A 19,989-nucleotide genomic window follows, 5' to 3' on the forward strand; every position below is an offset into this window, starting at 1 on the left:
TGAGGTACTTTTCAAAGCCCCCTTCGACAAGCTCAGGACAAGCCTCTCCCGTATGGGGAGAGGGGTTTGGGGTGTAGACGCGCAGCGGCTTCTCTTTGAGTGGGCTGTACCTTATGGATATGAGAAACGCTATATCAATTATCAATAGAGGGCGGGTTTATTAGTCTTCTCGCCGAGAGATTTAATTGACAGCAGAACCCGCCCCTAGGCGATCGCTTCTAATTTCTGGGCTACCATCCCTTGAGTTAGTAACTCCTGCGCGTGTTTCAGACCTGTTTCTATGTCCGAACAAACTCCCGCACACCACAGATAAAAACCCCCATTCCAAATAGCAGCCTGCATTAATTCTCCCGGTTCCCCCTCCAAGACAGCCTTGATATTATTAATCAGTTCATCTAGGGAATTAAGAGGAACTTCTTTCCCCCCATAACCATAATCATGGGGATGCAATAACAGACGTTCAAAAGTCGAGGTTTCCGGGTTGTCTATACTGGGGCGGTTGATGCCAATAATACAGGTGCGATCGCGGGGTAAATCACAACTGCCTTCTAATCCCTTAACCGTGATAAATTGCCGCTGATTTCGCAATTCTAGAGCGGTTCGGAACATTGATTCCGTGGGAGGGTGAACATAGCCACAGGCGATAGTTGCATCTCCTAAATAGGGAGACCACATTAACTCTAAGGTAGCAATAGGCGGACGTTTCCCAATTTCTCGGCGGGGTCCCACTAGGTTCATAGCTAGGGGAAAATGGGTGGGAAGATGAATAAAGCCTAAACCGGTGGTCTGGAAGATTTCCTGCATTCTAATTAGGCTAATTCCTTCCCAATTTATGCCTAATTTTTGCCAAATTTCATGTAAACAAATCCCCTCTTTGGTCGGCATTCGATCGCCTCCATGCAAAATGGTCGGGACTCCGGCGGCGCTGAGAATTAACCCGGTGAGAATGGTCATGGGAACAGTACGCGATCGCCCATCATAGGGATGAGTTAAAATCATCGGAGGACGCACAGCATTAGTTAAATGGGGTCCTAATTCTGCATAAACATCTAGCATTCCCGCCAATTCTTCTCCCGTGGGTCGCCGAATGCGGTGGGCGATTAAAAAAGCCCCTACCTGTACGGGTGTTGCTTCTTGGTGTAACATCATGCGTAAGGCTTCGGCGGCTTCTTCGCGAGTTAGGGCTGCGCTGGTGTGGGTTCCGCTTCCCACTTTTTTCAGTAATGTTCTAAAGCGATCGCTCATTTAGTTGGTTGGTGTGATATAGTGAACAGAAGAGAAAACCAGTATAATCGAAAGCGGATACTTTGAGGAATTGTTAGCCATTTGATGTTAACCAATTAAGCATTTTATCCCCAGTTCTTCTAACTCCGAGTCTACCTCTGGGGGGATTAATTCATGTACCAATTTCCAGAAATATTCAATGGGGGGAATTTGCAGGCGATCGCGGGTGGTGACAATGGCAACTTCACGAGTCCAATTCAAGTCAGATCCGCCACTATAAAAGGAACCTGATTTACTATTTATAGTCCCTTCAAAAGGTGCGATCGTTCTAATCGCTAAACTGCTATCGTTGACTGCTTCTACTAATGCTGAACGTGGTAACAGAGCAATTACTTCCCCCTGACGCACTACACCCCGAAAAGCATCCAGCGTATTTAACTCTAAAACCGCCTTGAGAGTAGCGCCAGCTTGAGCAAATCTTTCCTGTACTAAACGCCGCATTCCATAACCATCTTTAAATACCACTTGAGGATAGATAATTAACTCGGTCCAAGGTACTTGATTATATCGCGCCAGGGGGTGATTTTTCGCCATTAATACTTGTATCGGTTCTTTATAGAGAATATCCACCAATAAATCGGAACTAGCCGTAAAAGCACGATTATTCATGACAAGTGCCACATCAACCAATCCATCTTTCAGGACTTTTAAAGCGCGATCGCTTCCTAATGATGTTACCCGCAATTGTACATCAGGATAAGCATAGCAAAACTTTTGTAATACTGGGGGGAGATAAGACGCACAAAGGGAGTGAATAGCCGCCACGCATAATTCCGGCTGCTGTCCCGCTAATAATGACGCTAATTCCTGTTGGGCATTTTCCCAAGCCTGACAAATTTTCCGCGCATAGGGCCAAAACCTTTCACCTCCCACCGTCAATTTAGCTTGGTTACTACGGTGAAATAGGGGTAAACCTAGTTCCGTTTCTAGTCCCTGTATCTGGCGACTAATCGTTGATTGCGTCACGTTGCAATTGATTGCTGCTTTTTGAAAACTTCCGGTTTCGGCAACAGATAAAAAGGCTTGAAGTTGCTCTAAACGCATAGAAATTGGGGATTTAATATGGCAACGATAGCATGGGTTTCATCTTAACCAATTTCTCGATATAATTTGGTAAAAATTGCTACAACTGTTGATTCTGTATGGTGTGTTTATGCTGCATTTTCAATACTCGTCCCTAATTAACGCCCCCGTTGATGTGGTTTGGAATTTTCACGCCCGATCTGATATCCTAGAGTTGCTGACCCCGCCTTGGCAACCTGTGGAAATTATCCGCCGGGAAGGGGGTTTAGAGGTGGGAGCTAGATCGGAATTTCTCTTATCTCTTGGTCCGGTTTCGGTGCCATGGGTGGCGGTGCATACTGAGTGCATTCCCCACCAACTGTTTACTGATGAACAGCAACAGGGTCCCATGGCTATTTGGGTACACCGACACCAGTTTTCTGAGGTGAATAATCACACTCGGTTAACTGATGCGATCGCCTTTAGTTTACCAGGTGGCTCCCTGTTTGACAAGGGCTTGAGTTGGTGGGTTTATTCCCGTCTTCAAGATATGTTCCGCTATCGCCACGATATTACTAAAGTTGAGTGTGAAAATTATGCAAAATACGGCTGAATTTACCTGCGCCTATTGTGGCGAAAGTAATGTCACATTTATCGATTTTAGTGCCGGAGGTCAACAGTCTTATATTGAAGATTGCCAGGTTTGTTGTCGCCCGAATCTTCTTTATATCAGCATAGATGAGGATACATTGGATGTCGAAATTTACACCGAATACGACGGTTAAAATCTCCATGATATTTCTTGGATTTTTTCGGCTAAGTCTTGGTGCAATTCTTGATTGTGTTTCCGGTTGGTCTGCACTTCAATAATCGCTGAAGTTTGGGAGGCGATCGCCTGTTGATAATCTCTCACAAATTCCTCCTGTGTTTTGGGGGAGAAATATTTGATATTAAACAATTGGGCAGCATGGTCAAAATTGAGATGGTGCGGAGTGCCAAAATAGTTTTCAAATACATCATTAAATTTAGCAATCGGTAAAAATGAAAATATCCCGCCCCCATTATTATTAATAGCAATAATCCACAGGGGATGATTCAGGGCATTAACCATAGATAAAGAGTTGAGGTCATGGAGAAATGCTAAATCTCCAATTAGCAGAGTTGTGGGAGTATTTAAACCCTGACCAAACCCAGTAGCAGAGGCGATAATTCCATCAATGCCGCTAGTACCTCGGTTGGCTGCTATTCTGACTGAATTTCCCCCATAAATTCCATATTCATTCATATCTCTAATCGGCATACTATTGGCTAAAAATAAGCCAGTGTCGGCGGGGATATGCCGCGAGACCAAATTGGCGATCGCCATTTCATTTAACGATGATTCATTAATTAAATAGGTATCAATCGTTTCGCGAATTTTCGCCGATTTTAGCCATAATTTATCTTGCCAATCTTGGCAAATATTCGGATCTAAAAGAGGGGATAATTCCTCACATAATTGTTCGATATTACTTTCAATGCGATGGGAAACAATATGGGCGGGGTCATGGCGGCTGGGTTCGTCCGCGATCATAATATAGTGACGAGGTGGGTGGATTTCCAAATACTCTAAAAACCGTTTTGATAAAATGCGATCGCCTATTTGTATCACCGTTTCCAGGGGTTTATAACTCTGTCGAATATCCGTCAATAATAGCTGTTTATCAATCTTATTTCCCAGTCTGAAACCTGAACGAATATCAGCAAATACAGGGAATTTCAGCCGTTTCGCCAATTCTGACACTGCCTGTATTTGTGATATAGAGCTTAATCTTCCCAACGCCAAAATACCTGTTTGGCTATTGTTTAAAATCTCCGATATCTCCTTAATATTATCTGCTGTTTGCCTCACCAGGGGAGTGGGGTAATCCGTCCAAGGACTACCACTACTTAGCCAACGCTTCAGAGGGAGAGTATAACCCAATGTAATAGCTGAATTAGTCGGGGCGAGGGGTTCGCGGAACATACAATTAAGGTGAACAGGTCCTTGAGGCGATCGCTGGGCACGATAAACAGCTTGATCAATAGTCGTCAAAACAAACGTCGGCGAAATCTTTTCATCAGGACAGGGAATATCAAATTTCCAACGCACATAATCACCATAAAGATTGACCTGATCAATAGTCTGATTAGCCCCCGTTTTTCGCAATTCTGGCGGGCGGTCAGCCGAGATAATAATCATCGGTAAATTATCCGTAGCCGCCTCAATAATAGCCGGGAAATAGTTGGCAGCAGCCGACCCAGAAGTAGATACCAAAACCGCTGGCTTTCCTGTCGCCCTCCCGTAGCCGATCGCATGAAAAGCCGCGCCCCTTTCGTCAAAAAAAACTCGCCGTTGTGCTTGATAATTACGGGCGATCGCCACAGTTAAAGGAGTCGATCGGGAACCAGGAGATACAATAAAATAACTCACCCCATGGCGAACTAACTCCTCGACAATGAGGTTTCCCCAAAGTATATTAATATTGGCTGCGTCAAACAAATTCAATGGTCAAACCTCAGTAAATTGTCAACGTTATCATAAATCTGCTATCTGGGACAAGTGTTATAGCCAACTGGCGGCAAGTTTGGACACCTGTAGACTAACAAATATAGCCACAGCAGGGAGTTGATGCCACAACCGCCCTTATAATACTTTTATCCTACAGTAGATTTCAAATATCGCTCCCTATAATCTCCTATGCAAAACACTCGTTTAAACCGATTTACTGATGCGATCGCCCAGCAAACCTTGCAATGGTTTCGTAACCCCTGGCGGCGCATCTCTGTATTATTGATTAGCCTATTTTTCGGCTTCTTCCTGGGAGTGGCGATCGCCACCATCGTTGGACAAGTCGGAAGTTGGGATGTCAGCGTCGCATTTATCACCCTGCTAGTCACTGAATGGATTAGTTGGTTATCTTACCGCAAAGTGTCTCGTAGTGAAATCAATTCTTTATGGCTTGACCTCCTCAATAGCATGAAAATTGGCATGACTTATAGTTTATTTTTGCTTGCATTTTTACTGGGTTCTTAGACCGGATTTAATCATGATGGAAATTTTACAATCTTTGGAAACTGATACCGAACCGACACCAGAACAATGGCAACAACTGCTGAGACAAGAATTAAATAATCCCCAGCAAATGGCGGCTTTTGGTATCAATCCAGAACAGCTAGAAACAGCAATTAAACAACGTTATCAATTATGGCGATCGCTCCTTAAACATAACCCAGATTTACCGATTCTCTGGGAACAGCTACCCACATTATGGCACTTTTGGCTACCGTTTGCCATACAATTATCTCAGTTAAAAACCATCCTTAATCGTCCTTTAGTACAGGGAATATTAGGCGGACAGGGAACCGGAAAAACCACCCTATCAACCGTCATTTCTCGGATTCTCAATCTCCTAAATTATCAAGCCATTAGTATTTCTATTGATGATTTATATAAAACTTACGCCGATCGTCAAAGGCTGCGAGAACAAGATCCCCGTTTAATCTGGCGAGGTCCCCCCGGCACCCATGATATTGACATCGGAATTCAACTTCTTGACCAACTCCGAAACCCTACACCCGGAGAAAAAATAATGATTCCCCGGTTTGATAAGTCTCTGTGGAATGGAGAAGGCGATCGCATAGAACCCCAACAAATAGAAGCACCTGATATCATCTTATTTGAGGGCTGGTTTGTGGGATGTCAACCCGTAGAAGACCAGGCGTTTAATCATCCACCCCCCCCTATTATTACTGATAGCGATCGCCAATTTGCGCGACAAATAAATCACCAATTAAAAGAGTATTTACCCCTCTGGGAACGTTTGGATAGATTAATAGTTCTCAACCCCGTTGATTATCGTTTATCCAAACAGTGGCGCGCACAAGCTGAACAGGAGATGAAAGCCTTGGGTAAGTCCGGAATGACCGACACAGAAATCAATCAATTTGTCGAATACTTTTGGAAATCTTTGCATCCCGAATTGTTTATTACTCCTCTGCTAACAGATAGCGATCGTGTTGATTTAGTAGTCGATATTCAGCCAGATCATTCAATCGGTCAAGTTTATCAACCGCCAAAAACTTGACAAATTCCCCATCAATCAGCCATAATTAATCACCGTAAATCCATCCTATGAGGCTAAAAAATAAAACTGGGCGGAATAGATGCTGTGAATTTCCTGCTAGACAAATTTAAATATGTCCTCAACTCACCATAATTAAATATACCATTATTCCCATTAATCATGATTTTAATATTTACAATATATCGGCATTGCTAGGAATAAATATGACCCAGATTATTCTAGGTTTACAGGGTTGGGTTTTAACCCTTACTTATATAGGGTTAGGATTAGGTTATATTCCCGGTTTACGGATGAACCGTGCCACCATAGCTTTAGTAGGTTCAGCCCTGTTAATTGCCATAGGAACCTTAACCCTAGAACAGGCTTGGGATGCCATTGATCCTCATACCATTGTGTTTTTATTAAGCATGATGGTGATTAACGCTTACCTATCCTACTCTGGTTTTTTTAACCTAGCATTAGTTTACCTATTACGATTCATTCATAGTCCCTTGGGATTGCTAGTTTTATTAACATTTGGCACAGGTATATTATCAGCCTTTTTCCTCAATGATACTCTAGCATTAGTTAGCACCCCCCTAACCTTAAAATTAGCCCGATCGCTCAAATTAAATCCTGTCCCGTATTTATTAGCGATCGCCGCCTCCACCAATATCGGTTCCCTCGCCACCCTCAGCGGTAATCCCCAAAATATCCTCGTCGGTTCCTTTTCCGGAATTAGTTATCTACAATTCGCCCAGACCTTAACCCCCGTCGCCATAGTAGGTTTAGGGCTACAAATTGGCCTCTTATGCCTACTTTATCCAGAAGTGCGAATATCACATCCTCTCCCCTCAAATTCCCTCACTCAATCACCATTATACTTACATCGTCCCCTCCTGATTAAAACCATAATTGTCACCACTCTTTTATTAACCGCTTTTATCATCAATCTTCCCCTAGCAGAATCAGCATTTTTAGCCGCCGCCATATTATTGATTACCCGCAGGATTAAACCTCAGCGAGTCTTACAACAAGTAGACTGGTCATTATTAGTAATGTTTTCGGGACTATTTATCCTCACGTACTGTGTGCAATCTTTGCAACTGTTAAATCATCTGTCAACTTGGGTATCCTATCCCCTAGGTTTATTAGTTATTACCGCCTTATTATCCAACATAATTTCTAATGTCCCCACCGTCTTACTCCTACAATCATTTATTCCCCCAGATGCCACCTCAAGCTGGATTCTCCTAGCCGCCTCAGCCACTCTAGCCGGGAATCTCACCCTATTTGGTTCTGTAGCCAATCTAATTACCGTAGAAGCCGCCGCATCTGGAGGCGATCGCCTATCATTTTGGGAACACCTCCGTTTCGGCTTTCCCTTAACAGTCATAACATTAACGATTACTTACATTTGGGTGATCTTTTGACAGTCATCTGTGCTATACTCCAATTGAGCTAAACTGAGTGCATCTTAGTAGCCGCTAATTCAACTAAAATCCTCGGAAATCAACCCCAATTAATAAGTATAAATACTCACCCTATAACCATTGATTGATTGATTGAGATAACTTATGGGATTGACAAGTAATTCTTACCTAAAACCATTGCTTTTTCACTATCCATAATGTGATAATGATTGAAAAAATATCAACCCGATGTTTAGGAGGGTGTATTAATGGATCATTATATAGCTTACGGACTTTTGTTAGCTTTGGTAAACGGCGCTATCTGTATCTCCATCCCCGCGTTAGTATCTTACACAAAGCGCAAAAGCCACCCCCAAGCCACCCCAGATGATGTCGCCGCCACAATCAACCTGAAAGAACTATTGTCTCAGGAAGCCAACTAGGAGAGCTTTTTTGAGTGACAGCCAAAAACCCGGCAATTTCGGGAGATAACCTAGGATTCGCAATGGCTTCTCAGGTTATCCCTGTTGTTTGGTCTGCTGATCGAAAGTCAATCAATCGCAGTAGAGAGTCTCGCGGGTATCGCGTCCTGTTACTGGATTTGTACCGTCCGCCACTTCACAAAGCAGTTGTTGCTGATCTCGACGCAACATGACATCAGTAAAATCAGCCCCAGTAATAATCGCCCCACGGAAATCCGCATTGTAGGCGTAGGCTTCCTCCAGCAAAGCATTAGTGAGATTAGCCCTAACTAACCGCGCCGTGTCTAGGGTAGCAAAACGTAAATCAGCAGACTCTAGGTTAACATCCTGCATTTTCGCCCCAAATAGGCTAACTCCCCGTAGGTCGGTATGACTGAAATTGCTACCCTGTAGGTTAGCAAAATCAAACTCGGAGTCCTTGAGGTCCTGTCCTGAGAAGTCCACACCTATCAGATTGCGTTTTTCGTAGTTTTCCGCGATCGCCGGCGATGTGGTAATAGTAGCTATTAGTCCCCAACCCATCCCTAAAATTAAAGCGATCGCTGCTATACGCGAGAGAATTGTCCTATTGATTATCCTGGGAAACGAGAAACCCATACCTTTTGATCTATCTATCCAAAAATCTATATTGAGTTTACTGTAATGTCGCGTCATATAGGAACATTGGGAGAACAACTCGTCGCACAATGGTTACAACAAACGGGCTGGCAGATTTTATACCATCAATATCATTGTCGTTGGGGAGAAATCGACCTCATTGGTCATCGAGAAACCGCCCTAATTTTTGTAGAAGTCAAAACCCGCAGTCGAGGAAACTGGGACGCAAACGGTGCTTTAGCCATTACTGCGACCAAACAAGCCAAACTGATCCGAACCGCAGAACACTTTTTAAGCGCCCATCCCCATTTCAGTAATCATCCTTGTCGATTCGATGTCGCCCTAGTTAGATGTCAACACCAGAACCCAGCAACAAACAACCCGATCGCAGCATCACCTCAGATTGTGACACCAGGTAAATCCATTCATATAGAAGCCTATCAGCTTACCCTAGAAGACTATATCGAATCAGCCTTTTCCTGAGCGTGCATTAGCGAAACTTCCAGCAAAACAATCAAGTTAAACCTCAGGCTAAAGCCTCTGGACAATAGCCCAGACCCCTAACAAACTGAGTGCGGAATGTTTCAATATCCTCTCGATTTGGGCTACCATGAGAAACCACCGCCACCTGGTAGCGACGCATCACACTCAAGGGAGATTGTCCAGTTTCCAGAGCCCACAAAGCCATCTGAATACGAATGTCCGGTTCATAGGGAATCCCCAATTCGTACATAAAAGCCCTAAAATCACCATGTTGGTGGGGCGTTAAATACTCACTCATCTTAACTTTGATGATCCAGCCGTCAATTTGATGAATCACGGTCATAAACTTGACCGGAAGGTGAGTCTGACCCCTAAGAAAATCAACAACTCTCAGTGTTAAACTCGTGTTGGCAAGGTAGTATAGATATTCCATTCCATTGTTTCTCCCGCGTCTTCCTGTCTCCCCCCACCCGCTTGCAACTCCTAAATGGTTAAGGACTTGTTACCTGCTGCGGTGGTAACCCAATAGTGATCAGGGTATCGGTTACTAGCTTTCGAGTGTCCGGTGTTAGCTGTCAGCCGCAGGCTTTCAGAAAAATTCCTTACCCCCTGTTCCAGTTTTCCTTATCCCCTGTTCTGTATTTCCTATTTTGACAAGGCTATACTTATATCATTGCGGGATATTACCCCTTTTAATAGGGGAAAATTACCCGTTCTGATCTGGGGGATTATACCCAAGTTTACCTCAGAAAGCGCGATTTTAGTGTTGGGAATGACAGAAGTAGTGGACAAATTAGATAGAACTTTGCAGGGGTATGATTATGAATTACCTCCCGATCGCATCGCTCAAAATCCAGTAATCCCTAGGGACTCATCCCGCCTGTTAGTGGTGGATTCGCCCCAGTCCCATCAACACCGTTTATTTCGGGATTTACCAGATTTATTACAACCACAGGATTTACTGATTCTCAATAATACCCGCGTACTCCCCGCCCGTCTCTACGGTCGCAAGAGTCGATCGGCGGCGATCGAGATTTTATTGCTACAGGAGCAAGCCCCAAACTGTTGGTTAGCTTTGGTCAAGCCCGGAAAACGGTTTAAGATAGGCGATCGCCTCGAGTTTCAGTCCAAATCTGGCGGCGAAATACTTTATGCTACCGTTATCGATACTAACCCCAGTACGGGCGGAAGGTTGCTCAAGTTTGAGGTTCCCCAAGGCCAATCTTTGGTTTCTATTTTAGATCAATTTGGCGAAATCCCTTTTCCTCCCTATGTTACTGATTCTCAGGCTTTAGCCGAACAGTATCAAACTATTTATGGCGATCGCCCTGGGGCCGTGGCCGCACCTACAGCCGGGTTACACTTTACAGAACAACTATTTCAAAGACTCTCTCAGCAACACATTGATCACGCTTTCGTCACCCTTCATGTGGGCTTAGGAACTTTTCGTCCCGTGGAAGTTGAGGATATTACCACCCACCAAATGCACGCCGAATGGGTCGAATTGCCTCCCGAAACCGTCGAGAAAATCAATCAAACCCGCGCCCGTGGTGGTCGCATCATTGCCGTGGGAACTACCGTAGTGCGGACTTTGGAAGGTATAGCAGCCGCCCAAAATTCTGGCGATCGCTCTATTCAACCTTACTGCGGCGAAATTAACCTATTTATTTATCCCGGCTATCGCTGGCGCGTCATTGATGGACTGATTACTAATTTTCACCTACCGCGATCGAGTTTACTGATGTTGGTATCAGCTTTAATTGGTCGTGAAAGACTCATGAAATTATATCAGGATGCCTTAGAACAACCACCCAATGATTTCGGCAACCGATATCGCTTTTACTCTTTTGGTGATGCCATGTTGATTCTGCCAGCAGCCGTTCAAAAATAACCCCAAAGCCGGACATCAACAAAAACTGACATCCGGCTTTTCAACCAACATCCCCGGGTTATTCCTCGTCGCCCTCCTCATCATCTGTCGGATAGACGAAACTTGCAGACCGACCTGTAAGGACCGATTTACCTAGGGATAAGGCTTTTTCGGCTTGGACTCTAGCTTTGCGCTTCCAAGTCGCTTTTCGCATATTCCGCTTGGATTTAGAGGTTCGTTTCTTTGGAACAGCCATGACCAGATTAAACTCAAATTTAACAAGACAAACTCTGATTATATCACATTCGGCGACAATATGGTATCGGCTACACTCAACCCCCAACCCCCAACCCCCAACCCCTCAGCTAAACCCCAACACCCAATTAATTGATAACTATTATGATTGAATGCCCTTAATGACGCGACCTGCAATGATTCCTAGGGAGTTTCCTAGCTGCTTTTTGATCCGCCATTTAGCAAAGTCTTTATCGTATGCTTCTCCCTGAGTTTGATAGGCTTTCCAGGCTTGCAAACTCAATCCTAGACCCCATAATAAAGCGATCGTTAAAGCAAAAGCCATACCCTGGGTAGTCACCAGATTTAATAAAATTAGGAAAGAGTTAACGATCGCATATTTAACAGCATCTTGCCGTAATTTTTGCCGACGTTCCTGATTAAATACCTGTTTTTCGGTTAACTCCACTTTCCGAGTCTGCCATTCTAATTCCGCCGCCTGTAAATTTTCCGAGCTAATTCCCAACTCCATTGCCATTTCCTCCAACTGGGTGCGGGTGAGTTCCCCAGTTTCTTGACTGCGAGCCATAGCAATTTGTAGAATTTCTTGGGCATCTTCTTGTTGGATAGAAGTGGGACTGATGTTTGTATTTAGATTATTTTCCATAGCCAATGTCTTGATAAGTGTTCTGATAACTGCGATTTTAGCAAGTTTTGACTAATTTGAGCAGTCGCCACACTCCCCGATTATCCGAACACCAGAGATATATTCAGTTATACTATAGCTAAAATTACGGTAATTTACATGATCATATCACACATAATCCTGAAAAATTGGCGCAACTTTCGTGCCGTTGAGGTGGACTTATGCGATCGTATATTTATAGTCGGTCCCAACGCCTGCGGTAAGTCCAACTTTCTCGATGCTTTCAGATTTTTAAGGGATTTAGCCAAACCCGGCGGCGGTCTCCAAAAAGCCGTAGGCGATCGAGGTGGAGTTTCTAAAATTCGGAGTCTTTCCGCCCGCCGTTATCCTAATGTAGAAATCGAAATTCACCTATCCCAACCAAATGCCACAGCACCCCTTTGGAAATATGCCATAGGATTTAAACAGAGAAAAGGTGGCAAAAATGAACCAATTATTGCCTATGAAAGAGTCTGGCATCACCACCAACAAATTATCAATCGACCTGATGGAGATGATCAACGAGATGAGTTAAGACTTACCCAAACCTATTTAGAACAAATTAATGCCAATGCCCAATTTCGAGACATTGCCAAATTTTTAGAATCGATTTTATACTTACATATAATTCCCCAATTGGTTCGCCACCCCGAAGCATTTGCTACCCCCGGACTTTTCGAAGATCCCTTTGGCAGAACTTTTTTAGAAAGGGTAGCCAAGACATCAGAAAAAACCCGCAAATCACGACTAAAAAAAATTGAAGAAGCCCTCAAGTTAGCCGTACCCCAGTTAAAAAATTTAACCGATACTAAAGACGAAATGGGTGTCCCTCATTTAGAGGCTATTTATGAACATTGGCGACCCCAAGCCGGAAAACAAAGGGAAGACCAATTTTCTGATGGTACATTAAGACTCATTGGACTACTATGGTCTTTGTTAGAATCCGATTCCTTGTTATTACTAGAAGAACCAGAATTATCATTAAATTCGGGAATTATTAACCAGCTACCTCCCCTAATTTATCGACTACAACGATCCAAAAAACGGCAAGTTATTATTACTACCCATAGTGCCGATTTACTTTCAGACCAGGGTATTGGTGGCCAAGAAGTTATCTTAATGATACCTAAGCCGGAGGGAACCGAAGTTAAAATAGCTTCTAGTGATGACAACATTAGACTGCTATTAGAAGGAGGTTTAACTATAGCAGATGCTGCATTACCTCAGACAGTCCCCCCTCAAATTCAACAACTAAGTTTATTCCAATAAGTTGATATCAATGACAGATATTCCCATTAATTTAGCCTGTGAAGATATCCTGAGTGAGGCTGTGTTAAAAAAAATGATTCAGCATTCTCAACGTCCTTTTTTGATTGGTCATTGTTTTCACAAAAACGGATATGGTTATCTCAAAAAAAACTTGTGCGGATTTAATAATGCAGCCAAAGGAATGGCTTATTTAGTCTTAACTGATTTAGATAAATCTGAATGTCCATTGGCGATTATTAATGAATGGTTAAAATCTCAGCCCAAACATCCTAACCTGCTTTTTAGAGTAGCTGTGAAAGAAGTAGAATCGTGGTGACTGGCTGACCGAGAAGGATTTGCTAAATTTTTAGGTATTTCACCTAATTTGATTACCACGGATGTTGATGATATAGACGACCCGAAACAGTATTTAATCAACCTCTGTCGTAGATGCAGAAAAAAAGCCTTAAAAGATGCCATTGTACCCCCAGCAGAAAGCACTGCCAAAGTCGGTAAAGATTATAATAATCCACTGATTAAGTTTGTACAAGAATCATGGGCAATAGAAGGGGCTAAGGTTAATTCTGCTAGTCTCAGGCGGGCCATGGATGTAATCATAGCCTTTCAGCCTACATGGAATTAATACAGACTGATAACTCGGTTGAGCCAATTTTACCAAAATTTTACATATTTAGAGCAGCACTAGGACAAACCCTACATAATTGTTATGATATAATCATAGTAGATGATCACAGCACCCTCAATCCTTAATCAATTCATATAATTATGTTAAACTCCCATGGCAAAAATCACCCGGAATCGCAGTTTTCCCCCAAAGGTTCTCTGACCAGAAAAACCTTATTTCAGATTACTGTATGTGCAGTTTTAATAGTGACAGGTAGTGCGATCGCTAATTATATGCAAGCGATATCAGCATTGAGAAATCAGAAATTAACGCAACTAGAAGAGTCTGTGGTGGAAAGAGTAGCCAGAGAACAGCAAATCTTTGATTTAGCGGTTGATAATCATGCTATCCTGAAAGCCGAAATTCTGAGGGAATTTGCACAACCATCCCCCGCTAATTTAGAAGAGGAATTTAATAATTTATTCATCCGATACCCGGACGGGGTTATCCGTAACAACCCTGTCAATTTTGATGGTGAACGCCAGGCGGGAGTGTATATTGATAAATCCTTAGAAATCACCCCAGAAATTCGTCGGAAAGTCATTGATTTACAAAGGTTAATCGAATCCTACGGGAGGGCGTGGCATAATCGTTTTGATAGTACCTTCATTATGACCCCGGAGAATATTACAATTGTTTATTGGCCGGAAGTTCCTAATTATGTTAAAGAAGCTGATGCTAACTTTTATATGCCCCAAAAACCAGAGTATTTAGTCGCCACTCCTGAGAATAACCCGGAAAGAAAAACCGTTTGGACTACACCTTATTATGAACCAGTTAGTCAGCTTTGGTTAGTCACGGCTTCAACCCCCGTTGATTATAATGGTCAAACCATAGGAACTCTTGGTCATGACATCACCCTAAATCAGTTAATCGAAAGAACAGTTAATGTGCATATTGAAGGAGGATATAACCTAATTTTTAGAGGGGATGGTCAGTTAATCGCTCATCCCCACTTAATAGATAAAATTCAAGATAGCACTACCACGGTTAAGATCCAAAATTTGCAGGATAGTAACTTAATGAATATATTTAAATTAGTTACAAATGCTCCCCCAAATCAATACATAATACCTAATTATGAAGATAATCAATACCTGGTTTTTCGCCAAATGCCGGGTATTGACTGGTATTTTGTAACTGTTTTTCCTCGGTCAATTTTAATAAAAAAATCCGTAAATTTTGTGTTAGCAAATATCCTGATTGAAGTAATTTTACTATTATCATTAATGCTCCTAGTTTGGGTGGTTTTAAAACGACAAGTATCTGCACCATTGCAACAACTAATTAATGGGACTCAGAAAATTTCGGCAGGTAATTATAATGTGTCTATTCCAGATAATACACAGGATGAACTAGGTTGTTTGGCTCACTCTTTTAACCTCATGGCTGCTGAGATATCTACCAGAAGTCAAGAATTACAAGGAACACTACAAAATCAGAAAATGTTAGTGCATTCAGTCACTATAACTATGAATGAGTTAAACAGTTCAGCTAGGGGTTCCGCTGAACAGGCTTCTAAGGCAGCATTAGCGGCTAAACAGGTATTATATTTGATTAAAGGTTATCGGGAATCTGATGATAATTATTGCCAGGATGGCTTACAAGAAACGGTGAATAAACTTGCCTATAAAATCTCGGATTTAAGTAATAAAATTGTCAAAATTGGCTTAATATCTACTATAGTCAGTAATTTAGCTAATCAAACTAATATATTGGCTTTAAATGCTGCAGTTGAGGCGGTACAAGCTGACCAGAATAGTGGACAAGGATTTAATGTGATCGCCAATGAAATTCGGAAACTGGCTGATCAAAGTAAATCCTCAGCAGCAGAAATTAACAATTTAGTACATGATATTCAAAAAGCGATGAGTTCTACAGTCCGAGTCACAGAGGAAAGTAAAACCGGATTTAATGAGGTGGTTAATGGGATTAACAGTATAGTAGAAAATTCTCAGACTATTTCTCTCAATATTAATCAGCAATCAGTAGCTATTGAACAGGTTTTAGAGATGATGAATGATTTAAATTTAAATTATTAAATTATCCCCATATAAATCGGGTGAAATTTATGGGGAAGTCCAGAGGGTTTAGACCCATGAAAGATAAAATTTTTTTACAGACTTTCCACAAATTTCTTGATGGTTTCCCGATAGCGATCGCCTCCCATTTCTTTGACATGATTGTGATCAGCATCAGGAATCATCAGCAGTTGTTTGGGTTCAGGACAAGCCTGGTATAACTGCTCACTCATACTGGCGGTAACCAACTCATCAGCGGTCCCATGGGTGAATAAAATCGGCATTTTCAATTCCCGAACTTTCGCAAGAGAATCAAATCGTTGATGCAATAACCAATTAATTGGAAAAATCCGATATTGTTTCTTTACCTTGACCATATCGAGGATAGAAGTAAAGGAACTTTCGATAATCAATCCAGCAATTTGGGGGTGTTTCGTAGCCAATTCAATAGCGATCGCACCTCCCAAAGAATGCCCAAATACGACAATTTTATCAGGGGGGATGTTTCGAGAATTAACCAAATAATTAAAAGCTAACTCGGCATCTTCATAAACTCGTTGTTCACAGGGAAAGCGATCGCTACTACAACCATAACCTCGATAATCTATCAAAAACACGGAAAATCCCAGATGATGAAATTGTTTAGCATAGCCTAAATTGCCACCAATATTACTACTGTTCCCATGCAAATCCAAAATCACTATGTCGGAATCGCCAGGAATCCACCAACCATTAATCTGTTCACTTTCTGATGTGGAATCGGGTAATTTTAACCAAACCTCTTGATATAGCATCCCTAACAAATCGGGAGTTTTTTCAATGGTCTTAGATGGGAAAAAAATCAACCGATTTTGAAACAAAAGCAACCCGACACAAATAATGAGATAACTAACTATAGTCAGGACAGTGATAATTAAGATAGCTTTAGGGAACAATGAAATCATAGAATTAAATCTGATGTATATTTTTTCAAATTAATACCGATGCGCCGATCACGACTAGTAGATCTAAGCTAGATCTAGCGTCTTGCATCTTGTCAGACCCTGTTTTAAGATCACTAATAGCAAGTCGAGAGCCAAAACCAGGCCCTTATGGATGAGATAATTCCAACCACCCGACCCCACACTACTGTTATTTTAGCCATGAGTGCTGACGGCAAAATTGCTGATCTGATGCGATCGCCTGCCCGATTTGGCTCTAATGCTGATATCATTCACCTAGAACGACAAATTGCCCAAGCCGACGCTGTACTGTTCGGAAACGGCACTCTCGCCGCCTATGGAACAGTTTTAAGGGTGTCTTCAACGGAATTGTTAGGCGATCGGGAAAAAAACGGAAAACCCCCCCAACCGGTTCAAATAGTCTGTTCCGCATCAGGAAAAATTAACCCAACCCTCAAATTTTTTCAACAGCCTGTTCCCAAGTGGTTACTGACCACATTCTTAGGGGGTCAGCCTTGGAAACGATTTTCCGACCACTTCGACCAAGTGATCGTCGCGGACGACTCCAATGGAGTGATAACCTGGTCAGAAGCGTTACAGCAACTCAGAGACCGGGATATACAAAGACTAGCGGTCTTAGGCGGCGGTCAGCTAGTAGCATCTTTAATGGCCCACCATGCGATCGATGAGTTTCACCTGACCGTCTGTCCCCGAATTTTGGGGGGAACCACATCACCGACTCCCGTGGACGGAGAAGGATTTTTATCTCGCTTCGCACCCCATTTACAATTGTTGAGTGTCCAACAGGTAGATGATGAGGTATTTCTGCACTATCGGGTTAAATCTCCCCATTAAAATCGCTAGAATATCATAGCGCTTTTAATTTTCAGCATGAATACCTTACACTCAAATCAATCACCGTATTCGGTAGCTTGGATTAATCAAATTTCCGAAGTCCCTCAGTCGGAGTGGGATCGACTCGCCCAACCCCTGAAAACTCCGTTTTTTGAATGGGACTGGCTGCATAATTTGGAGGCTTCTGGTAGTGCGACGGGACAGGCGGGTTGGCTACCCAATCATCTGACAGTATGGCGAGATTCTCAATTAGTCGCGGCAGCCCCATTATATCTCAAAGGTCACAGTCGCGGTGAGTTTGTCTTTGACCACCAATGGGCTGATTTGGCTTATCAATTGGGGATTGAATACTATCCTAAAATGTTGGGGATGTCGCCTTTTACGCCAGCAGAAGGCTATCGATTTTTAGTGGATCCCTCTGAGGATGAAGACGAAATTACGGGGTTAATGGTGCATGAAATAGATCGCTTTTGTATTAACCATAAAATTTCTGGCTGCCATTTTCTTTATGTGGATCGTCAATGGCAGTCTACTCTGGACAAACAGGGATTTACCCCTTGGCTACACCATAGTTATATCTGGCAAAATCAAGGATATAATAGTTTTGATGATTACTTGAAAATCTTTAATGCTAATCAACGCCGTAATATCAAACGAGAACGAAAAGCCTTAGACAAAGTGGGTCTACAAATGCGGATTGTGACGGGTGATGATATCCCTAAATCAATGTTTTCCCTGATGTATGATTTTTATGGGAGTACCTGCGATAAATTTGGCTGGTGGGGAAGTAAATATCTGACTCGGAAATTCTTTGAACAGTTACATCATGATTATCGTCACCGGGTGGTTTTTGTGGCGGCATATAATGAATTAGACGATCGCCAACCTATGGGGATGTCATTCTGTTTGACTAAAGGCGATCGCCTATATGGTCGCTATTGGGGAAGTTTACAAGATATCGATTGTTTACACTTTAATGCTTGTTATTATTCCCCTATTGAATGGGGGATTAATCACGGGATTCAATCCTTTGACCCTGGGGCGGGAGGACGACATAAACAGCGTCGCGGTTTTCCAGCCAGACCTAACTACAGTCTCCATCGTTTTTATGATGGTCGTCTCTCTCAAATTCTCCGCAACTATATTCACCGCATTAATGACATGGAAAAACAGGAAATTAACTACCTTAATCAAGATTTACCATTCACCGATAATAGCTTAACTAATTTTTCGGGATAGCCACGAGACCTCCCCCAGACTGGCTGTGGTTGGTCTTAACCCGCCATAGCCTAGTCGTCATAGTTAGTTAGAAAATATCCCCCCACAGATAGATAATAATTCCGACCAAATTTGCTATAATTTAACTGGTGTGCAAATCTATAAACAATAATTATGTCAAATTCCCCCAGATTACAAGGAACTGATCTAGTAAATTGTGCGAAATCCAGTGCCAAACAGGGACTAGAGGAAGCTGCCCGCAATTGTGGATATGGAGAAGATATAGAAGCCTTCCAAAGCAGCTTAAAAAAGGCTTGTCATGATATGGGAATCAAGAACATTGAAACCCTCAGCGATCTAATTACCGATCGCCAAAAAATAGTGCAGCAAGGAGGGGTGGAAATTGCCCCAGACAGTGCCAGTTCCCTATAACTGCTAACTCAACCGGATAAATCCTAAATCCTCAGAAGTAAGGAATGGGATAGGTTCAGACTCCTACCCAGTCAATACTTCCATAGGTGCGCCATGAGTCTAGTTAAAAATTGTTTGCGTCCGGTGCAAGCTATAATAGCAGCCGGAGTAATCACCCTGTTATCTGTCAGTAATGCGATCGCCCTAATGGCGGAAGATATCGATCGCATCAGTCAGCACCCCGTACTGAAGTAACGGGGCTTCATGCCTCGGATTCCTCAGTTAGTTGACCAGTCTAAGCCTTAACTGGCTACGTTATTTAAGCCATGATACCTTGAGGTGCTTGCCAGCCTCTCGCTCTATCGTTAACTATTAAACATCTTTACAAGGGGTAAGGAAGTGTAGTTAGCCCAAAAAGCTTTTATAACATTGACGAGGCAAACTTTACCTGCTTTGCAGAGTTGGGGGCAACCATA

At 42.6% G+C, this 19,989-nt stretch carries 24 protein-coding genes; 16 read left to right on the forward strand and 8 right to left on the reverse strand.

Translation table 11 applies throughout. The annotated features are described in order from the left end of the window. Positions 1–204: 204 nt before the first annotated feature. Both N39L_RS06405 and N39L_RS06410 read right to left on the reverse strand, forming a co-directional pair. Positions 205–1,245 carry an anthranilate phosphoribosyltransferase family protein gene (locus N39L_RS06405; protein WP_014274656.1) on the reverse strand — a complete coding sequence of 347 codons (1,041 nt, stop codon included), beginning with the start codon at positions 1,243–1,245 and terminating at the stop codon, positions 205–207. A gap of 87 nt (positions 1,246–1,332) precedes the next feature. Continuing rightward, a complete protein-coding gene (locus tag N39L_RS06410) occupies positions 1,333–2,328 on the reverse strand; it encodes a LysR family transcriptional regulator (RefSeq protein WP_014274657.1) in 996 nt (331 codons plus the stop codon). A gap of 109 nt (positions 2,329–2,437) precedes the next feature. Here N39L_RS06410 and N39L_RS06415 point away from each other — a divergent pair, with 109 nt between their 5' ends. Continuing rightward, on the forward strand, positions 2,438–2,899 hold the full coding sequence (locus N39L_RS06415) for an SRPBCC family protein (RefSeq protein WP_006618701.1): 462 nt from the start codon (positions 2,438–2,440) through the stop codon (positions 2,897–2,899). Next, positions 2,883–3,071: a CPXCG motif-containing cysteine-rich protein gene (locus tag N39L_RS06420; protein ID WP_006618702.1), complete on the forward strand. Its 189-nt coding sequence runs from the start codon at positions 2,883–2,885 to the stop codon at positions 3,069–3,071. The genes N39L_RS06415 and N39L_RS06420 overlap by 17 nt, the downstream gene beginning before the upstream one ends. Here N39L_RS06420 and menD read toward each other — a convergent pair. Further along, complete coding sequence (gene menD / locus N39L_RS06425) at positions 3,068–4,813, reverse strand: 2-succinyl-5-enolpyruvyl-6-hydroxy-3-cyclohexene-1-carboxylic-acid synthase (RefSeq protein WP_014274658.1); 1,746 nt, start codon at positions 4,811–4,813, stop codon at positions 3,068–3,070. The genes N39L_RS06420 and menD overlap by 4 nt on opposite strands. 192 nt (positions 4,814–5,005) lie before the next feature. Here menD and N39L_RS06430 point away from each other — a divergent pair, with 192 nt between their 5' ends. The 4 genes from N39L_RS06430 to N39L_RS06445 all read left to right on the forward strand — a co-directional run bounded on the left by N39L_RS06430 (position 5,006) and on the right by N39L_RS06445 (position 8,226). Further along, positions 5,006–5,341, forward strand: a complete 336-nt coding sequence (locus N39L_RS06430; protein WP_014274659.1) for a DUF565 domain-containing protein — start codon at positions 5,006–5,008, stop codon at positions 5,339–5,341. A 13-nt stretch (positions 5,342–5,354) separates the two neighbouring features. Continuing rightward, the gene (locus tag N39L_RS06435) at positions 5,355–6,392 is read left to right on the forward strand and encodes a hypothetical protein (RefSeq protein WP_014274660.1); all 1,038 of its coding nucleotides are present in this window, start codon (positions 5,355–5,357) and stop codon (positions 6,390–6,392) included. A gap of 203 nt (positions 6,393–6,595) precedes the next feature. Beyond that, positions 6,596–7,804, forward strand: coding sequence for an anion transporter (locus tag N39L_RS06440; RefSeq protein ID WP_014274661.1), 1,209 nt, complete (start codon positions 6,596–6,598; stop codon positions 7,802–7,804). A gap of 248 nt (positions 7,805–8,052) precedes the next feature. After that, positions 8,053–8,226, forward strand: a complete 174-nt coding sequence (locus N39L_RS06445; protein ID WP_014274662.1) for a hypothetical protein — start codon at positions 8,053–8,055, stop codon at positions 8,224–8,226. A gap of 111 nt (positions 8,227–8,337) precedes the next feature. Here N39L_RS06445 and N39L_RS06450 read toward each other — a convergent pair whose 3' ends face one another. Next, positions 8,338–8,787 (reverse strand): pentapeptide repeat-containing protein, encoded by a 450-nt coding sequence (locus N39L_RS06450; protein ID WP_050856764.1) that lies wholly within the window; start codon positions 8,785–8,787, stop codon positions 8,338–8,340. A 120-nt stretch (positions 8,788–8,907) separates the two neighbouring features. On the opposite strand from N39L_RS06450, the gene N39L_RS06455 reads away from it, so the two are divergent. Then, positions 8,908–9,345 carry a YraN family protein gene (locus N39L_RS06455; protein ID WP_014274664.1) on the forward strand — a complete coding sequence of 146 codons (438 nt, stop codon included), beginning with the start codon at positions 8,908–8,910 and terminating at the stop codon, positions 9,343–9,345. A 43-nt stretch (positions 9,346–9,388) separates the two neighbouring features. Here the strand turns inward: N39L_RS06455 and N39L_RS06460 are convergent, their stop codons facing one another. Further along, complete coding sequence (locus N39L_RS06460) at positions 9,389–9,778, reverse strand: hypothetical protein (RefSeq protein ID WP_006618710.1); 390 nt, start codon at positions 9,776–9,778, stop codon at positions 9,389–9,391. Positions 9,779–10,117: 339 nt separating this feature from the next. Between N39L_RS06460 and queA the strand changes: the two genes are divergently transcribed. Then, positions 10,118–11,236, forward strand: coding sequence for a tRNA preQ1(34) S-adenosylmethionine ribosyltransferase-isomerase QueA (queA, locus tag N39L_RS06465; RefSeq protein ID WP_035735493.1), 1,119 nt, complete (start codon positions 10,118–10,120; stop codon positions 11,234–11,236). 58 nt (positions 11,237–11,294) lie between these two features. Here queA and rpmF read toward each other — a convergent pair whose 3' ends face one another. Both rpmF and N39L_RS06475 read right to left on the reverse strand, forming a co-directional pair. Beyond that, positions 11,295–11,471 (reverse strand): 50S ribosomal protein L32, encoded by a 177-nt coding sequence (gene rpmF, locus N39L_RS06470; protein ID WP_006618712.1) that lies wholly within the window; start codon positions 11,469–11,471, stop codon positions 11,295–11,297. 141 nt (positions 11,472–11,612) lie between these two features. Beyond that, positions 11,613–12,116, reverse strand: a complete 504-nt coding sequence (locus N39L_RS06475) for a 2TM domain-containing protein (protein WP_006618713.1) — start codon at positions 12,114–12,116, stop codon at positions 11,613–11,615. 138 nt (positions 12,117–12,254) lie between these two features. Here N39L_RS06475 and N39L_RS06480 point away from each other — a divergent pair, with 138 nt between their 5' ends. The 4 genes from N39L_RS06480 to N39L_RS06495 all read left to right on the forward strand — a co-directional run bounded on the left by N39L_RS06480 (position 12,255) and on the right by N39L_RS06495 (position 16,109). After that, positions 12,255–13,403 carry an AAA family ATPase gene (locus N39L_RS06480; RefSeq protein WP_014274667.1) on the forward strand — a complete coding sequence of 383 codons (1,149 nt, stop codon included), beginning with the start codon at positions 12,255–12,257 and terminating at the stop codon, positions 13,401–13,403. 10 nt (positions 13,404–13,413) lie between these two features. Beyond that, complete coding sequence (locus N39L_RS06485; protein WP_014274668.1) at positions 13,414–13,719, forward strand: hypothetical protein; 306 nt, start codon at positions 13,414–13,416, stop codon at positions 13,717–13,719. Positions 13,720–13,767: 48 nt separating this feature from the next. Continuing rightward, positions 13,768–14,025, forward strand: a complete 258-nt coding sequence (locus N39L_RS06490) for a hypothetical protein (protein WP_014274669.1) — start codon at positions 13,768–13,770, stop codon at positions 14,023–14,025. Between the two features lie 143 nt (positions 14,026–14,168). Next, positions 14,169–16,109: a methyl-accepting chemotaxis protein gene (locus N39L_RS06495; protein ID WP_006618715.1), complete on the forward strand. Its 1,941-nt coding sequence runs from the start codon at positions 14,169–14,171 to the stop codon at positions 16,107–16,109. A 74-nt stretch (positions 16,110–16,183) separates the two neighbouring features. On the opposite strand, the gene N39L_RS06500 is transcribed toward N39L_RS06495, so the two are convergent. Continuing rightward, positions 16,184–17,032: an alpha/beta hydrolase gene (locus N39L_RS06500; protein WP_006618716.1), complete on the reverse strand. Its 849-nt coding sequence runs from the start codon at positions 17,030–17,032 to the stop codon at positions 16,184–16,186. A gap of 147 nt (positions 17,033–17,179) precedes the next feature. On the opposite strand from N39L_RS06500, the gene N39L_RS06505 reads away from it, so the two are divergent. The 4 genes from N39L_RS06505 to N39L_RS06520 all read left to right on the forward strand — a co-directional run bounded on the left by N39L_RS06505 (position 17,180) and on the right by N39L_RS06520 (position 19,768). Then, on the forward strand, positions 17,180–17,884 hold the full coding sequence (locus tag N39L_RS06505) for a RibD family protein (RefSeq protein WP_006618717.1): 705 nt from the start codon (positions 17,180–17,182) through the stop codon (positions 17,882–17,884). 36 nt (positions 17,885–17,920) lie between these two features. Continuing rightward, complete coding sequence (locus N39L_RS06510; protein WP_006618718.1) at positions 17,921–19,123, forward strand: GNAT family N-acetyltransferase; 1,203 nt, start codon at positions 17,921–17,923, stop codon at positions 19,121–19,123. A 153-nt stretch (positions 19,124–19,276) separates the two neighbouring features. After that, entirely contained in the window at positions 19,277–19,534 is a 258-nt protein-coding gene (locus N39L_RS06515) for a hypothetical protein (RefSeq protein ID WP_006618719.1), read from the forward strand. Between the two features lie 93 nt (positions 19,535–19,627). After that, the gene (locus tag N39L_RS06520) at positions 19,628–19,768 is read left to right on the forward strand and encodes a hypothetical protein (protein ID WP_157888675.1); all 141 of its coding nucleotides are present in this window, start codon (positions 19,628–19,630) and stop codon (positions 19,766–19,768) included. Positions 19,769–19,989 lie beyond the last annotated feature (221 nt).

It is taken from the genome of Limnospira platensis NIES-39, assembly GCF_026000695.1.
Lineage (GTDB): Bacteria > Cyanobacteriota > Cyanobacteriia > Cyanobacteriales > Microcoleaceae > Limnospira > Limnospira platensis.

Bases quoted from the DNA above. Each gene is read 5' to 3' on its own strand.
- N39L_RS06435 (WP_014274660.1), top strand. From the start codon at position 5,355: ATGATGGAAATTTTACAATCTTTGGAAACTGATACCGAACCGACACCA.
- N39L_RS06405 (WP_014274656.1), bottom strand. From the start codon at position 1,245: ATGAGCGATCGCTTTAGAACATTACTGAAAAAAGTGGGAAGCGGAACC.
- N39L_RS06480 (WP_014274667.1), top strand. From the start codon at position 12,255: ATGATCATATCACACATAATCCTGAAAAATTGGCGCAACTTTCGTGCC.
- N39L_RS06430 (WP_014274659.1), top strand. From the start codon at position 5,006: ATGCAAAACACTCGTTTAAACCGATTTACTGATGCGATCGCCCAGCAA.
- N39L_RS06445 (WP_014274662.1), top strand. From the start codon at position 8,053: ATGGATCATTATATAGCTTACGGACTTTTGTTAGCTTTGGTAAACGGC.
- queA (WP_035735493.1), top strand. From the start codon at position 10,118: ATGACAGAAGTAGTGGACAAATTAGATAGAACTTTGCAGGGGTATGAT.
- N39L_RS06450 (WP_050856764.1), bottom strand. From the start codon at position 8,787: ATGGGTTGGGGACTAATAGCTACTATTACCACATCGCCGGCGATCGCG.
- N39L_RS06475 (WP_006618713.1), bottom strand. From the start codon at position 12,116: ATGGAAAATAATCTAAATACAAACATCAGTCCCACTTCTATCCAACAA.
- N39L_RS06440 (WP_014274661.1), top strand. From the start codon at position 6,596: ATGACCCAGATTATTCTAGGTTTACAGGGTTGGGTTTTAACCCTTACT.
- N39L_RS06515 (WP_006618719.1), top strand. From the start codon at position 19,277: ATGTCAAATTCCCCCAGATTACAAGGAACTGATCTAGTAAATTGTGCG.
- N39L_RS06455 (WP_014274664.1), top strand. From the start codon at position 8,908: ATGTCGCGTCATATAGGAACATTGGGAGAACAACTCGTCGCACAATGG.
- rpmF (WP_006618712.1), bottom strand. From the start codon at position 11,471: ATGGCTGTTCCAAAGAAACGAACCTCTAAATCCAAGCGGAATATGCGA.
- N39L_RS06495 (WP_006618715.1), top strand. From the start codon at position 14,169: ATGTTAAACTCCCATGGCAAAAATCACCCGGAATCGCAGTTTTCCCCC.
- N39L_RS06510 (WP_006618718.1), top strand. From the start codon at position 17,921: ATGAATACCTTACACTCAAATCAATCACCGTATTCGGTAGCTTGGATT.
- N39L_RS06520 (WP_157888675.1), top strand. From the start codon at position 19,628: ATGAGTCTAGTTAAAAATTGTTTGCGTCCGGTGCAAGCTATAATAGCA.
- N39L_RS06500 (WP_006618716.1), bottom strand. From the start codon at position 17,032: ATGATTTCATTGTTCCCTAAAGCTATCTTAATTATCACTGTCCTGACT.
- N39L_RS06415 (WP_006618701.1), top strand. From the start codon at position 2,438: ATGCTGCATTTTCAATACTCGTCCCTAATTAACGCCCCCGTTGATGTG.
- N39L_RS06485 (WP_014274668.1), top strand. From the start codon at position 13,414: ATGACAGATATTCCCATTAATTTAGCCTGTGAAGATATCCTGAGTGAG.
- N39L_RS06410 (WP_014274657.1), bottom strand. From the start codon at position 2,328: ATGCGTTTAGAGCAACTTCAAGCCTTTTTATCTGTTGCCGAAACCGGA.
- N39L_RS06460 (WP_006618710.1), bottom strand. From the start codon at position 9,778: ATGGAATATCTATACTACCTTGCCAACACGAGTTTAACACTGAGAGTT.
- N39L_RS06505 (WP_006618717.1), top strand. From the start codon at position 17,180: ATGGATGAGATAATTCCAACCACCCGACCCCACACTACTGTTATTTTA.
- N39L_RS06420 (WP_006618702.1), top strand. From the start codon at position 2,883: ATGCAAAATACGGCTGAATTTACCTGCGCCTATTGTGGCGAAAGTAAT.